At 73.5% G+C, this 14,014-nt stretch carries 11 protein-coding genes; all 11 read left to right on the top strand.

Annotated elements, in window-relative coordinates; translation table 11 throughout:
• Positions 1-45 precede the first annotated feature (45 nt).
• The 11 genes from EOE48_RS23760 (at position 46) to EOE48_RS23710 (ending at position 13,976) form a co-directional block, all read left to right on the top strand.
• The gene (locus EOE48_RS23760) at positions 46-402 is read left to right on the top strand and encodes an acyltransferase (RefSeq protein ID WP_246154764.1); all 357 of its coding nucleotides are present in this window, start codon (positions 46-48) and stop codon (positions 400-402) included.
• A 98-nt stretch (positions 403-500) separates the two neighbouring features.
• Entirely contained in the window at positions 501-935 is a 435-nt protein-coding gene (locus EOE48_RS23755) for a GlcG/HbpS family heme-binding protein (RefSeq protein WP_127733367.1), read from the top strand.
• A 4-nt stretch (positions 936-939) separates the two neighbouring features.
• A complete protein-coding gene (locus EOE48_RS23750) occupies positions 940-2,388 on the top strand; it encodes a peptide ABC transporter substrate-binding protein (RefSeq protein WP_425463687.1) in 1,449 nt (482 codons plus the stop codon).
• Positions 2,389-2,571: 183 nt separating this feature from the next.
• Complete coding sequence (locus EOE48_RS23745) at positions 2,572-4,635, top strand: methyl-accepting chemotaxis protein (protein ID WP_127733366.1); 2,064 nt, start codon at positions 2,572-2,574, stop codon at positions 4,633-4,635.
• Between the two features lie 306 nt (positions 4,636-4,941).
• Positions 4,942-5,865, top strand: coding sequence for an ABC transporter permease (locus tag EOE48_RS23740; protein WP_127733386.1), 924 nt, complete (start codon positions 4,942-4,944; stop codon positions 5,863-5,865).
• Positions 5,862-6,956 (top strand): ABC transporter permease, encoded by a 1,095-nt coding sequence (locus EOE48_RS23735; RefSeq protein WP_127733365.1) that lies wholly within the window; start codon positions 5,862-5,864, stop codon positions 6,954-6,956. Before EOE48_RS23740 ends, EOE48_RS23735 begins: the two co-directional genes overlap by 4 nt.
• Positions 6,957-6,958: 2 nt before the next feature.
• A complete protein-coding gene (locus EOE48_RS23730; RefSeq protein ID WP_127733364.1) occupies positions 6,959-8,533 on the top strand; it encodes an ABC transporter ATP-binding protein in 1,575 nt (524 codons plus the stop codon).
• A gap of 79 nt (positions 8,534-8,612) precedes the next feature.
• Positions 8,613-11,366 (top strand): hybrid sensor histidine kinase/response regulator, encoded by a 2,754-nt coding sequence (locus EOE48_RS23725; RefSeq protein WP_127733363.1) that lies wholly within the window; start codon positions 8,613-8,615, stop codon positions 11,364-11,366.
• Positions 11,367-11,396: 30 nt separating this feature from the next.
• Entirely contained in the window at positions 11,397-12,182 is a 786-nt protein-coding gene (locus tag EOE48_RS23720) for a glutathione S-transferase family protein (RefSeq protein ID WP_127733362.1), read from the top strand.
• A 156-nt stretch (positions 12,183-12,338) separates the two neighbouring features.
• Positions 12,339-12,890, top strand: coding sequence for a DNA starvation/stationary phase protection protein Dps (dps, locus tag EOE48_RS23715; RefSeq protein WP_127733361.1), 552 nt, complete (start codon positions 12,339-12,341; stop codon positions 12,888-12,890).
• Positions 12,891-13,175: 285 nt separating this feature from the next.
• On the top strand, positions 13,176-13,976 hold the full coding sequence (locus tag EOE48_RS23710; protein ID WP_127733360.1) for an FkbM family methyltransferase: 801 nt from the start codon (positions 13,176-13,178) through the stop codon (positions 13,974-13,976).
• The last annotated feature ends 38 nt before the right edge of the window (positions 13,977-14,014 follow it).

The following is a 14,014-nucleotide window of genomic DNA, read 5'->3' as shown; positions in this document are numbered from 1 at the left end:
CAAATCATGTATGCCCGATGGCTCATTATGACGCGAGTCTGGGGGATGGACATTCATCGGGACACGCAAATCTCGCTCGAAGCCAAGCTCGACAAGACCTATCCGCAAGGCGTGCATGTCGGTGAAGGAACGGCGATTTCATTCGGTGCCGTCATCCTGTCGCACGATTACATCCGGCGCATGCATACTCATACCCGAATCGGCCGCTTCTGTCAGATCGGAGCCCGCAGCATCATCATGCCCGGCCTCACGGTGGGTGATCACTCCGTCGTGGCAGCCGGCGCCGTCGTGGTGAAGGACGTTCCGCCCAACACCATCGTTGCCGGCAATCCCGCGAAGATCATCCGCGAGAACATCGAAACGGTTCATTGGGGACGTCTGAAGCAATACGACGACGCATGAGGATGGACCCCGCTCCGGGGCGGACCGCGCGATTTTTCGCTCCCCCGCCGCCCGTCGGCCTGCCATAGGGGGGCGAAATCCCGAACCCGGAGCCCCCGATGTCCGACCTCACCCTCGACGCCGCCCAGACCATCGTCGCCGCCGCCCTCAAGGCCGGCCGCGCGCTGAACCTCAAGCCCCTGGCGGTGGTGGTCTACGACGCCCGCGGGGCGCTCAAGGCGGCGGGCGTCGAGGACGGCACCAGCCTCAAGCGCACCGAGATCGCCGCCGCCAAGGCCAACGGCGCGCTGGCGCTCGGCATCGGCTCGCGCGCCATCGGCCGCCGGGCCGAGGAGCAGGCCTACTTCGTCGCCGCGGTGAGCCACATCGCCGGGCCGGCCGGCCTCGTGCCGGTGCCGGGCGGCGTGCTGATCCGGCGCGACGGCCGCCTGCTCGGCGCGGTCGGCATCTCGGGCGACACCTCGGACAACGACGAGACGGCGGCGGTCGCCGGCATCGAGGCCGCCGGCCTCCAGCCCGAGACCGGCGCCTGACGCCGTGCGGCGCCGCGACCTCGTCGGCGGCCTCCTGGCCGGCCTCGCCGCCGGGTCCCGCGCGGGGCCGGCGCGCGCGGCCGCCGCGCGCTGGACCACCTCGCCGGACGGCCTGACCTGGACCTTCGCCCTGCGGCCCGACGGGCGCTGGTCGAACGGCGACCCGGTCGTCGCCGAGGACTTTTCCTTCGGCCTGCGCCGGATGCTCGACCCGGCGACGGGGGCGAAATACGCCACCGTGCTGGCGCCGATCCGCAACGCCGAGCGGGTCAATGCCGGCGCCCTCCCCCTCGACGCCCTCGGGGTCCGCGCGCCGGACGCCGGCACGGTCGTGATCGAACTGGAGCGGCCGACCCCCTACCTGCTCGAACTGATGACCCATCAGGCGAGCACGCCGGTCCACCGCCCCTCCCTCGCCCGCCACGGCGACGCCTTCACCCGGCCGGGCAACCTCGTGTCGAACGGCGCCTACCTCCTGAAGGACTTCTCGCCCAACGACCGCATCACGGCCGTGCGCAACCCGCATTTCCACGCCGCCGCCGCGGTGGCGATCCCGCAGGTCGAGTACCTGCCGACCCCCGACCTCGCCGCGGCGGTGCGGCGCTTCGCGGCCGGCGAGATCGATTCCCTCGACGACCTGCCCGCCGACCAGATCGTCTCCCTGCGCCGGCGCTTCGGCGACGCGGTGACGCTCCACCAGGGCCTCGGCGTGCTCGCCCTGATGGTGTTCCTGCGCCGGGCGCCGCTGTCGGACGTGCGGGTGCGCCGGGCGCTGTCGCTCGCGATCGACCGCGAGTTCCTGGCCGAGGCGGTGTGGGGCGAGACGATGCTGCCGGCCTATTCCTTCACCCCGGCCGGGCTCGACAACGCCCTGCCGCCGCCCGAGATGCCGGGCCGGGACCTGTCGCCCCTGGAGCGCGAGGACCGGGCGGTGGCGCTGCTGCGCGAGGCCGGGTTCGGGCCGGGCGGCACCCCGCTCGCCGTCGAGATCCGCTACAACACCACCGACAACAACCGCAACACGATGGTGGCGATCGCCGACATGTGGCGGACCCTCGACGTCGCGGTCTCCCTCGTCAACACCGACGCCAAGACCCACTTCGCCTACCTGCGCGACGGCGGCCGCTTCGACCTCGCCCGGATGAGCTGGATCGCCGACTACGCCGACCCGCAGAACTTCCTGTTCCTGGTCGAGAGCGGCAATACCGGCTTCAATTCCGGCCGCTACGCCAACCCGGCCTATGACGGGCTGATGCGCGACGCCGCCCGCGAGACCGACCTCGAGCGCCGGGCCGGCCTGCTCCACCGCGCCGAGGCGATCTTCCTCGACGACCTGCCCTGGATCCCGCTGCTGCACTACCGCCACAAGGGGCTGGTCGCGAAGCGGCTGAAGGGCACCGTGCCGAATCTCCGCGGCGTCTCGCCGACCCGCTGGCTGTCGCTGCTGCCATAGCCCTCACGCGCGCCGTTCCGCCGGACGGCCTGCCCTCGGGGTTCGGCAAGATCTGCCCTGTATGGAACGGTTTCTTTATTGCCCGCGCCATAGTCCTCGATTTCGAAGAAGCTCGGGCGTGATTGCGGCGACCCGGGATGGGCAGAGAGGATGCGTCCGGTGACTCGATCGATCAAACGTCAATTGACCACGATCATCCTGCTGCTCGGCCTGATCGCGGTCGGCCTGTGCGGACGGTCGCTGCATCGCTCCTGGGAGTCCTGGCGGAACGCCGACGAGGTCTCACGGCTCGCCGCGGCCGACAAGCTCCTCCTGCGCTCCCTGTCGGGCGGACGCTACGAGCGCGTCGGGATGATCACCCTGCTCGCCCTCGAGGGCAGCGCGGCCGAGGAGAACCAGCGCACCATCGCGGCCGACGCCGCGACGCTCGACGCCTCCGTTCCGGCCGCCCTGGCGGACCTCGCGGCGACCGGCTCCGACCGGTTCGCGGCCCGGGTCGACGCGCTGAACGCGGCCGTCGCGGCCTGGGCCGGGATCCGGTCCGCGGTCTCCGAGCAGATGCGCAAGCCCCTCGCTGCCCGCGACAAGGCCCTGAGCGGACGGGTCGGGTCCGAGGGCACCGCCCTGCTGGCGGCGATCGAGGCGCTGGCCGTCGCGCTCGAGGAGCGGATCCAGCATCTGGACCCGACCCTCGCCGACCTGATCGCCGCCCGCACCATGGCCTGGAACGCCCGCAACCTCGCCGGAACCGCCGACGTCGTCATCTCGGCCGCCCTGGCCCAGAACCGGGTGGTGACGGCGCAGGAGGCCCGCGACATGGTCGTGTTCCGCGCCCGGGCCGAGCAGGCGATCGGGACGGTGCGCACCATCGCGGCCCGCCACCCGGAGATGCCGGCCCTCCAGGCCGCCGTCGCCCGCAGCGACGCCTATTTCGGCCCGGCCTTCACCGAGCGGCGCGCCGGCGTCGTCCAGGCGCTGTCCGACCTCGCCCTGCCGCGCCCGCAGGTCGTGCCGTGGCGCAAGGAGATCGGGGCGGCGCTCGACACCATCACCGGGACGGCGGAGGCGGCGGTGACGCTGCTGAGCGGCGCCGCCGACGCCCATGCCGGGGCGGCCCGCACCGACCTCGCCGTCAACGCCGCCGTGGCCGCCCTCGCCCTGCTGCTGGCCGGGATCGGCCTCGCGGTGGCGGCCCGGGTGACCGGCGCCATCGGCCGGATGACCCGGGCGATGGACCGGCTCGCCGGGGGCGACGACGCGGTGGCGGTGCCGGATCTCGGCCGCCGCGACGAGATCGGCGCGATGGCCCGGGCCGTCGCGGTGTTCAAGGACAACCTCGTGCGCAACCGCGCCCTCGAGGACGAGGCCGGCCTCGCCCGCACCGGGGCCGAGGCGCAGCGCCGCGCCGCCATGGCCGAGATGGCCGGGGCCTTCGAGGCCCGGATCGGCCGGCTCGTCGCGGCCCTGTCGCAGGCCGCCGGCCGGCTGGAGGGCAGCGCCGGCACCATGGCGGACGCCGTGCAGGAGACCGGCCGGCAGGCGGCCGAGGTCGGCGCCACGTCCCGGCAATCCTCCGCCACCATGCAGACCGTGGCCGCCGCGGCCGAGGAGATGAGCCTCACCGCGCGGGAGATCGGTGGACAGGTCACCGATTCGGCCGGGCTGGTCTCCGGGGCGGTCGCGGAGGTCCGGGCCACCGACGCGATCGTGCAGGCCCTGGAGGGCGGCGCCCGGACGATCGGCGAGGTGGTGGCCCTGATCCAGGGCATCGCGAGCCAGACCAACCTGCTGGCGCTCAACGCCACCATCGAGGCGGCCCGGGCCGGCGAGGCGGGACGGGGCTTCGCGGTGGTGGCCGCCGAGGTCAAGGAACTCGCCGGGCAGACGGCGCGCGCCACCGACGAGATCTCGGGTCAGGTGGCCCAGATCCGCGAGGCGACGCGCCGGACGGTGGCGGCGGTGGGCGGCATCGGCGGCAGCCTCGACCGGGTCAATACGGGCTCGTCGGCGGTGGCGGCGGCGGTGGAGCAGCAGCAGGCGACGATGCAGGAGGTGGTGCGCAACCTCGCGCAGATGGCGCACGGGAGCGGCGTCGTGAGCGAGAGCATCGCCCGGGTCCAGGTCTGCGCCGGCGAGGCGGGCTCCGCGGCGGCGGAGGTGGCGCAGGCGGCCCGGAGCCTGTCGCAGGACACCGCGGACCTGCGGGGCGAGGTCGACGCCTTCCTGGCCGGCCTGCGGGCCGCCTGAGACGCAGGGCGATCGCTTGAACGCGATCACCCTGCTTATTGCTTGCTTGGCCTCAAGCGCCGGCGTTCGCGTCCGCTCACTTGGCTGACGCTCCGCTCTGCGTTCGGAAGGACATTCGTCCTTCCGAACCCGCTGCGCGGGGCGCTCTTCGCGCCCGCGGGATCGACAATCGGGTTTCACCCGATTGCCCGACCGGATGGCCGCCGGCCCCTGTCCAGACCGGGGCCGCTCGCCTATCGTGGCACGGGAGGGCGCGTCCGTCCTCCCGTGCCCGCTGGCCCGACCCGGGAGGCCGTGACCGCCGCCGTGATCCCCTTCGTGCTGCGCCGCCTCGTCCAGGCGATCCCGACCCTGTTCCTCGTCGTCACCCTGTCGTTCTTCCTGATCCGGCTCGCGCCCGGCGGGCCGTTCGACCTGGAGCGCCCCCTCGCCCCGGCCGCGATGGAGACCCTGCGCCGGGTCTACGGCCTCGACCAGCCCCTCGTCGTCCAGTACGGGCGCTACCTCGCGGCGCTCCTGCGGGGCGATCTCGGGCCGTCCTTCTCGGTGCGCGACCTCTCGGTGGCCGAACTCCTCGCCCGCGGCCTGCCGGTCTCGATGACGCTGGGCGCCCTCGCGCTCGTCCTCGCCCTCGGGCTCGGCGTCGCGCTGGGCGGCCTCGCCGCCGCGCGCCGGGGCGGGATCCTCGACCACGCCGTGATGACGCTGGGCACGCTGGGCCTCACCGTGCCGGGCTTCGTGGTCGCGCCGCTGCTCCAGATCGCCTTCGGCCTCGCGCTCGGCTGGCTGCCGGTCGGCGGCTGGGAGGGCGGCGACCCGCGCCACCTCGTCCTGCCGGTCATCACCCTGGCCCTGCCCCAGGTCGCGGTGATCGCCCGCCTGACCCGGGCGGCGCTGATCGAGGGCGCCGGCCTGCCGCACCGGCGCACCCTGCGGGCGCTCGGCCTGCCGCCGCGGGTGATCGCCCTGCACGCCCTGCGCGGCGCGGCGCTGCCGGTGGTCTCGTATCTCGGCCCGGCGGCGGCCGGGCTGCTCACCGGCTCGGTGGTGGTCGAGACGGTGTTCGGCCTGCCGGGCGTCGGGCGCTACTTCGTCGACGGCGCGCTCAACCGCGACTACACGCTGGTGATGGGCACGGTGGTGCTGATCGGGGTGTTCGTGATCGTCCTCAACCTCCTGGTCGACCTCGCCACCGCGGCGATCGACCCGCGGGTGCGGCAGGCCGCATGACCACCGCCGCCACGCCGCCGGCCGGCGCCTTCGCCCGCCTGCGCCGCGACCCCGCCGCGGTGTCGAGCCTCGCCGTTCTGCTGTTGGTGGCCCTCGCCTGCCTCGTCGGCCCGCTGCTCACCGGCCACGCCTACGACCGGATCTACTACGACTATCCCCGCACCCCGCCCTCGTGGCGGGCCTATCCCGAGCCCGGGACCCTCGGCCCGGCCCTCGACCGCCTCGCCCTGCGCATGCGGGTGCGGGCCGAGGACGTGAGCGTGACGCCCGAGGCGGTGCGCCTGACGCTCGCCGCCGACCGGCCGGTGGACGAGCGGGTGCTCGGCTTCCTCGCCCGCTCCGACCTGTTCGGCCCGGCCCGGGTGCTGGCGCGCAGCCCCGACGGCCGGCGCCTGAGCGTCGAGGCGCCGGTGCGGCGCCTGCGCTTCCTCCTCGGCACCGACGCCCTCGGGCGCGACCTCCTCACCCGCACCCTCGTCGCCGGGCGGGTCTCGCTGGCGCTCGGGCTCCTCGCCACCGCGGTGGCGCTCGGCCTCGGCGTCGCCTACGGGGCGGTGGCGGGCACCCTCGGCGGCGCGGTCGACGCCGCGATGATGCGGGTCGTCGACATCCTGTACGCCCTGCCCTTCGTGTTCTTCGTCATCATGCTGGTGGTGTTCTTCGGCCGCCACCTCGGGCTGATCTTCCTGGCGGTCGGCGCGGTGGAATGGCTCGACATGGCCCGCATCGTCCGCGGCGAGGCGATGGCGATCCGCCGGCGCGACTACGTCCTCGCCGCCGAGGCGCTCGGCGCCGGCACGCCGGCGATCCTGCGCCGCCACGTCGTGCCCAATGCGCTGGGCCCGGTCATCGCCTTCGCGGCCCTGCTGGTGCCGCGGGTGATCCTGCTGGAGAGCTTCCTGTCGTTCCTCGGCCTGGGCGTGCAGGAGCCGATGACGAGCTGGGGCGTGCTGATCGCCGACGGGGCGCGGGCGATCGAGAGCAGCGCCTGGATGCTCGCGGTGCCCGCCGCTTTCCTCGTCGTCACGCTCGTCGCCCTCAACCTGTTTGGCGACCGCCTGCGCGACGCCCTCGACCCGCGGGAGGCGTGAGGATGGCGCCGCTCCTCGCGATCCGCGGGCTGACCGTCGCGTATGGCGGCCGCACGGTCCTGCACGGCCTCGACCTCGACATCGCCCGCGGCGAGACCGTCGCGCTCGTCGGCGAATCCGGCTCGGGCAAGAGCCAGGCGGCGCTCGCCGTGATGGGGCTGCTGCCGGAGCGTGCCGCGGTCTCGGGCTCGGCGCGGTTCGACGGCACCGAACTCGTCGGCCTGCCCCGCCCCGCCCTCGACCGGATCCGCGGCGCCCGCATCGGCATGGTGTTCCAGGAGCCGATGACCGCGCTCGACCCGCTGTTCACGGTCGGTCACCAGATCGCCCTGCCGCTGCGGGCCCATCGCGGCCTGACCGGCCGGCAGGCCGCAACCCGTGCCCGCGAGCTGCTGCGCCTCGTCGAGCTGCGCGACGCGGAGGCGCGCCTGACCGCCTACCCGCACGAACTGTCCGGCGGCGAGCGCCAGCGGGTGATGATCGCGATGGCGCTCGCCTGCGAGCCCGACCTGCTCATCGCCGACGAGCCGACCACCGCCCTCGACGTCACCGTCCAGGCCCGGATCCTCGCCCTGCTCAACGACCTCAAGCAGCGTCTCGGCATGGCGATGCTGTTCGTCAGCCACGACCTGCGGCTGGTGCGCCGCATCGCCGGGCGCACCGCGGTGATGCGGGCCGGGCGCCTCGTCGAGGTCGGGCCGACCGAGCGGCTGTTCGCCGCCCCGGCGGCGCCCGAGACCCGCGACCTCGTGGCGGCCGAGCCCGCCGGGCGGAAAGCCCCGCCGCCGCCCGGCAGCCCGGTGGTGCTGGAGGCGCGCAACGTCGCGGTGTCGTATCCCGGCCGCGGCGGCCGGCCGTGGCGCCCGGCGCCGCGGCGGGTCGCGGTGGCGGGCATCGACCTCGCGGTGCGGGCCGGCGAGACCCTCGGCCTCGTCGGCGAGTCGGGCTCGGGCAAGTCGAGCCTCGGCCGGGCGCTGCTGCGGCTGGAGCCCTCCGCCGGGATCGTGCGGTTCGAGGACCGCGACCTGACCGCCCTGTCCCGCGCCGCCCTGCGGCCGCTGCGGCGCGGCTTCCAGCCGGTGTTCCAGGACCCGCACGGCTCGCTGTCGCCGCGGATGAGCGCCGGCGCGATCGTGACCGAGGGCCTGCGCGTCCACGCCCCGGAACTCGGCGCGCGCGAGCGCGACGCCCGGGCGGCGGCGGCCTTCGCCGAGGTCCGCCTCGACCCCGGGACCCGCCACCGCCCGCCCCACGCCTTCTCGGGCGGCCAGCGCCAGCGCATCGCCATCGCCCGGGCGATGATCCTGCGCCCGCGCCTCGTCGTCCTCGACGAGCCGACCTCGGCCCTCGACCGCACGGTGCAGCGCGACATCGTCGCGTTGCTGCGCGACCTCCAGGCGGCGCACGGCCTCGCCTACGTGTTCATCAGCCACGACCTCGCGGTGGTGCGCGCGCTCTCCGACCGGGTGCTGGTGCTGCGCGACGGCCGCGCCGTCGAGCACGGCCCGGTCGACACGGTGCTGGAGACGCCGCGGGAGGACTACACCCGGGCCCTCGTCGCGGCGGCGACCACATGATCCGGGTCGCCGCCCGCGCCCCACTTCCGACACGGATCTCCTCTGTTGAGGGGCCCAAGCCCCTCGCGCACGAGACATCATGCCCAGCCGTTCCTCGCGCAACGTCACGCTCACCCCGGATCTTGACGGCTTCGTCGCGGCGCGTGTCGACGCCGGGGACTACCCCAATGCCGGCGAGATGATCCGCGCCGGCCTGCGGGCGCTGCGCGACCGCCCGGCGCCTCCGCCGGTGCCGGCGGGCTGGCCGGCGGGCGGGGGCGAGTGCGGCGCGCTGATCCGCGCGACCGACTGGCGCGCGACGCCGCTCGGGCCGGTGGCGGGCTGGTCGCTGGAATTGCGGGCGACGGTCGCCAACATCGTCAACTCGCCGGTCGCCAAGGTGCTGATGTGGGGGCCCGACCCCGTCATGCTCTACAACGACGCCTACCGGGACATCGCCGGCGCCAAGCACCCGGCGGCGTTCGGCGGGCGCGTCCACGCGGTCTGGCCGGAGATCCGGGACTGGAACCGGGCGCGGCTGGAGGCGGGGTTCCGCGGCGAGCCGTCGTCGTTCCGCGACCACGTCCTCCACCTGGAGCGGGCCGGGCGGACCGACGCCCTCGTGCTCGACCTGTTCTACACCCCGGTCTACGAGGCCGACGGCCACGTCGGCGGCGTGATGTGCACCGTCGTCGACAACAGCGCCCGGGTCGAGGCCGAGCGCCGGATGGCCGCGAGCAACGGTCGCTTCCGCACCGCCATGGACGCGGTCCACGGCGTGCTGTGGACCAACAGCCCGGACGGGCGGATGCGCGGCGACCAGCCCGGCTGGGCGGCGCTGACCGGCCAGGGCCCCGAAGAGTACGAGGGCTTCGGCTGGACGAGGGCGGTGCATCCCGACGATGTCGCCGAATCGGTGGCGAGCTGGAACGCCGCCGTCGCCGCCAAGGCGATGTACGTCCACGAGCACCGCGTGCGCCACCGCGACGGGACCTGGCGCAGCTTCGCGATCCGCGCCCTGCCGATCCTCGACGGGGCCGGCGAGATCGTCGAATGGGTCGGCGTCCACACCGACATCACCCACCAGCGCGCCGCGGAGGCCGCCCTGCGGGCCCAGGCCGAGACCCTGGCGCGGCAGGTCCGCCACCGCGAGCGGGCCGAGGAGCAGCTGCGCCAGCTCAACGAGACCCTGGAGGCCCGGGTCATCGCCGAGATCGACAAGCGCCGGCAGGCCGAGGCCAAGCTCGTCCAGGCCCAGAAGATGGAGGCGGTCGGCAAGCTCACCGGCGGCGTCGCCCACGACTTCAACAACCTGCTCCAGGTCGTGTCGGGCAACCTCCAGCTCCTGGCCCGGGACGTCGCCGGCAACGCCCGCGCCGAGCGCCGCATCGCCGGTGCCATGGGCGGGGTGTCGCGCGGCGCCAAGCTCGCCGCCCAGCTCCTCGCCTTCGGCCGCCGGCAGGCGCTGGAGCCGAAGGTCGTCAACGTCACCCGCTTCGTGCAGGGCATGGACGAGATGCTGCGCCGGGCGATCGGCGAGGCGGTCGAGATCGAGACCGTGTTCTCGGGCGGGCTGTGGAACACCTTCATCGATCCGAGCCAGATCGAGAACGCCCTGCTCAACCTCGCGATCAACGCCCGCGACGCGATGGACGGCCGCGGCCGGCTGACGATCGAGCTCGCCAACGTCCACCTCGACGACGCCTATGCCCGCGGCCACGACGAGGTGATCCCGGGCCAGTACGTGATGCTGGCGGTGAGCGACACCGGCAGCGGCATGCCGCCCGAGGTGATCGAGCGGGTGTTCGAGCCGTTCTTCACCACCAAGGCCGAGGGCAAGGGCTCGGGCCTCGGGCTCTCGATGGTCTACGGCTTCGTCAAGCAGTCGGGCGGCCACGTGAAGATCTATTCCGAGGTCGGGCACGGCACGACGATCAAGCTCTACCTGCCGCGGGCGATGCAGTCCGAGGACGTGCCGGTGGCGATCGAGACCGGCCCGGTCGCCGGCGGCACCGAGACCGTGCTGGTGGTCGAGGACGATGCCGAGGTGCGCGCCACCGTGGTCGAGCTGCTCTCCGATCTCGGCTACCGGGTGCTGAAGGCGGTCGATGCCGGCAGCGCCCTCAACGTGATCGAGAGCGGCATCCCGATCGACGTCCTGTTCACCGACGTGGTGATGCCCGGCACGCTGAAGTCGCCGGAGCTCGCCCGCAAGGCGCGCGAGCGCCTGCCCGACATCGCGGTGCTGTTCACCTCCGGCTACACCGAGAACTCGATCGTCCATGGCGGCCGGCTCGATGCCGGGGTCGAGCTGCTGTCCAAGCCCTATACCCGCGAGGCCCTGGCGCGGAAGGTCCGCCACGTGCTCGCCAACCAGCGCCAGCGCCGGGGCGGGCCGGCCCAGGGGGGTTCGGCCCCGTCCCCGCGCGCGCTCCCGGGCCCGGCCGCGATCCCGCCGGTCGCGACCGGCCGGCGGACGGTCCTGCTCGTCGAGGACGACGCGATGATCCGCGCCGCCACCGCCGAGATGCTTGAGGAGGCCGGCTATGTCGTGGTCGAGGCCGGCAGCGCCGAGGAGGCGACGACCGCGCTCCAGGCCGCGCCGGTCGACGTGCTGGTGACCGACGTGAACCTCCCGGGCGCCTCGGGCCGCGATCTCGCCGAGGCCGCCCGGGCGGTCCGGCCGGGGGTGGTGGTGGTCTACGCCACCGGCGATACCGGCGCGGTGCGCGGCGACCGGAACGCGGCCCTGCTCGCCAAGCCCTACGATGCCGGCAGGCTGCTGGCCGTTCTGCGCCGGGCGGGCGCGGCGGAACCGGCCCGCGGCGTCTCGCCGTTGGGCGAGGAGGCGTAGACGCCCCCGCCATCCACCCGGAGGATCCCCGTGCTGCTCTACGAGCATCCCCTCTCGTCCTACGCCCAGAAGGTCAAGATCGCCCTGCGCGAGAAGGGCGTGCCGTTCGAGGCCGAACTGCCGGAGAGCTTCGGCACCGGCCGCACCGACGGCCCCTTCGCCGCCGCCAACCCGCGCGCCGAGGTGCCGGTACTGGTCGACGGCGAGGTCGCGATCTTCGAGTCCACCGTGATCCTCGAATACGTCGAGGAGCGCTGGCCCGAGCCGCCGCTGCTGCCGCGCGACCCCGCCGCCCGGGCCTTCGCCCGGATGACCGAGGAGGTCTGCGACACCCAGTACGAAGCGGTGAACTGGGGGTTCGGCGAGATCCTGTGGTTCCGCCGCGCCACCGGGGCGCTCGCCGACCACCTGCGGGGGCAGGCGGCGGCGCAGACCCGGGTGCTGCAGGACTGGCTCGCCCGGCGCCTCGGCGACGCGCCCTGGTTCGGCGGCGCGGGCTTCGGCTGGGCCGACGCCGCCGTCGCCCCGCTGCTCAACCGCTCGGTGCATTACGGTCTCGGGCCGCCGCCCGGCAGCCCGCTGGCGCTGTGGCATGCGCGCCTGCGCGAGCGCCCCTCCGTCGCGGCGACCTTCGCCGAGTTCGACGCGGCGGCGGAGCGGATGGCGCAGGCCGCCGACCTCTACACCACCGGCGGGCGCCGGCGCGAATACCGCGACCACCGGCTCGAATGGATGGTGAAGTCCGGCGGGGTCGAGGTCGTGCTCGCCGGCCTGCGCGACGGCAACATCCGGTTTCCCTGGCCCGACGCGGATTGACGACCGCAGCCATGCCGTGAGGGCAACTCTCCTCCCCGTTTCCCTGCCGTTCGCCACGGAGCGGTCGAACCCGGCGCCCCGTCGCCCGTTCTTGGGGGGACTCGCACGGCGTCGCCGCAGGGCACGCGCCGGTTGCAACGGAAACAGGAGAGACGGATGGCAGACAAGGGCAAGTCCGGCGCCCCGCGGAACCACCAGACCCGCAACGGCACCGATTCCAACGCGAAGCGGGTGTCGATCGAGGCCCTGAACGCGCGGCTCGCCGACGGCATCGACCTCGCCCTAGCGATCAAGCAGGCGCACTGGAACCTCAAGGGGCCGCAATTCATCGGCGTCCACCTGATGCTCGACGGCTTCCGCACCGAGATCGACGACCTCAACGACAAGGTCGCCGAGCGGGCGGTCCAGCTCGGCGGAACCGCGCTCGGCACCGCGACCGTGGTGGCGCAGTCCTCGAAGCTCGCGGCCTATCCCACCGACGTCTACGCGATCGCCGACCACATCGCGGCGCTGATCGACCGCTACGCGACCTACGCCAACGCGGTGCGCCAGAACATCGACGAGACCGACGAGGCCGGCGACGCCGACACCGCCGACCTGTTCACCGAGGTCTCGCGCGCCGTCGACAAGCAGCTCTGGTTCCTCGAGGCCCACGTCCAGGAGCCGACCGGCGCCCTGCGCGACGGCGACGGCGCCGGCCAGCGCTGACGGCCGGTCCCCCGCGCTCCGCCGGCCCGTGAAGGCCCGAGGCCGAAACGGTCGCCGTTTCGGCCTCGGGCCGCGGCCTTCCCTGCCGGCCGCCGGCTTCGTCGCGGCCGTATCCGCGCCCGGAACCCGTTGTTTTGGCTCGATCTGCCGCGCCTGATACAAGTCCATAAAGGTACCGGGATAAGTCCGCGGTCCGCTCAGGGGAGGCGTGGCGTGGCTGATTTCATTAGCGACTGCAATGCGATCGCGCAGGGAAAACTTGATGAATTCCGCGATGTCGTCGCAATGCGCCAGCCGGACACGTTCGACCGCGATTTCTATCGCTACCGGTTCGATCATCCTTACTTCGGGTACGTGAAGGTCGAGAACGACAGCTGCGCGCCGTTCTATATGCTGACCAACAACGACGACCTCGTGGCGCAGCACTACTTCTGGTACGGCAAGAACGGCTACGAGCGCGCCTCGGTGCGGGAATGGATCCGCATGTCCCGGCAGGCGTCGGTGGTCTTCGACGTTGGGGCACATACCGGCCTGTTCTCGCTGCTGGCGTGCCGGTGCAACCTCTCGACGAACGCCGTCGTGGCGTTCGAGCCGACCTCGCGGGCCAGTGCCCGCATCTACGAGAACCTCATCGCCAACGCCCTCGTCGAGCGGGTCGCGGTCGAGACGCTGGCGATCTCGGATTCCGACGGCGCCGTCTCGCTGATGCACTACGAGGACCATTACCAGATCGGCACCGGCGCGAGCTTCGTCGGCCTGGAGAACGACGGCCGGACGAAGCGGACCGAGGAATGCCGGACCACCTCCATCGACGCCTACGCGGCGCGACGCGGGCTGGTGCCCGACCTCGTCAAGATCGACATCGAGGGCGCCGAGACCCACGCCCTGCGCGGTGCCCGGGACCTGCTCGCGCGCCGGAGCGCCAGCTTCCTGATCGAGGTGATCCCGAGCACCATCGACGCCGTGGTCGGCCACCTGGACGGCTACGACGTCTTCCTCGTCGAGGACGGGGACAACGCGGTCCGGCGCTACGACGGCGGGCCGATCGCGCACTACACCAACCTCGTCGCCCATCCGCGCCGGTGAGGGTGGTGGCCCCCGCCGGGATGTTGGGGCAAGGAGGG

The sequence above is a fragment of the Methylobacterium oryzihabitans genome, assembly GCF_004004555.2.
Classification (GTDB): domain Bacteria; phylum Pseudomonadota; class Alphaproteobacteria; order Rhizobiales; family Beijerinckiaceae; genus Methylobacterium; species Methylobacterium oryzihabitans.
The sequence above is the reverse complement of the archived record's forward strand: the minus strand, read 5'-3'. Positions and strand labels throughout refer to the sequence as shown.